Here is a 983-nt window from a genome sequence, read left to right as displayed (position 1 = left end):
CTGTTCGCTTGTCAGTCTGATGATGTCGGCGTTGAAGATATCCGCCTGGATTTGCAGCCATTGATTGCTTTTGGCGCCTCCTCCGATTGAAATCACACGGCTGATGTCTTTTCCCCCGGCACGGAATTGTTCAATGCTTTCATGAAGGGAGAATGTAATGCCTTCAATAACGGCTCTGACAAAGTCCGCCCGTGTATGTGCGCTGTCCATCCCGATGAAGCTGGCGCGAATATCTGCGTCGGCATGAGGAGTTCTCTCCCCTGACAAGTAAGGGGTAAACAGCAGTCCCCCGGCCCCGGGACGGGAATGGCCAATATCGCTGATTAATTCGTCAAATGACGCCTGCCCGGCAAATACATCTTTAAACCAGCTGAAGCTGCGTCCTGCAGAAAGCGTCACTCCCATCGAATAAAACGCATCGGGGGCTGCATGGTTCAGAAAATGAATATTGCCATTAAACTCTTGATCACGGTTTGATTCATATGTGAGAACAACCCCCGAGGTGCCTATGCTGCAAAGGGCGGTTCCTTCTTTTAAAATACCGGCGCCGACAGCGCCGCATGCATTATCAGCGCCGCCGGCAAACACCTTGACTTCAGGAGACAGCCCGGTTTCGGCCGCGAATTCCGGTCTGAGGCCGCCGACACAAGCGCCCGGTTCAATCAAATCCGGACATAAGGACTCCGGGATGCCGAGCTTTCTGCAGATTTCCCCGCTCCATGTTTGATGTCTCACATCTAGCAGGAGCGTTCCGGCCGCATCTGAATATTCGCTGTGAAGACGCCCCGTCATGGTGTACCTGACATAGTCTTTCGGCAGCAAAAAAACGGCCGCCTTTTCAAACAGCTCTTTTTCATATTCTTTCACCCATAAAAGCTTCGGAAGGGTAAAACCTTCGAGCGCCGGATTTTTCGCGATCTCGAGCAGGCGCTCCTTTCCGATTTTGTCGTTAATCAGCCGGCATTGTTCGGTTGTCCGTGTAT

The 983-nt window shown here is 52.2% G+C and carries 1 protein-coding gene; it reads right to left on the bottom strand.

Features of this window, described 5'->3' with window-relative positions:
- Positions 1 to 983, bottom strand: a 983-nt coding sequence (xylB, locus tag ACWHAR_RS23710; protein WP_452088019.1) for a xylulokinase, incomplete at both ends; no start/stop codon positions are given.

It is taken from the genome of Bacillus sp. LR--39, from assembly GCF_053613335.1.
This window is presented reverse-complemented; position numbering and strand designations above follow the sequence as displayed.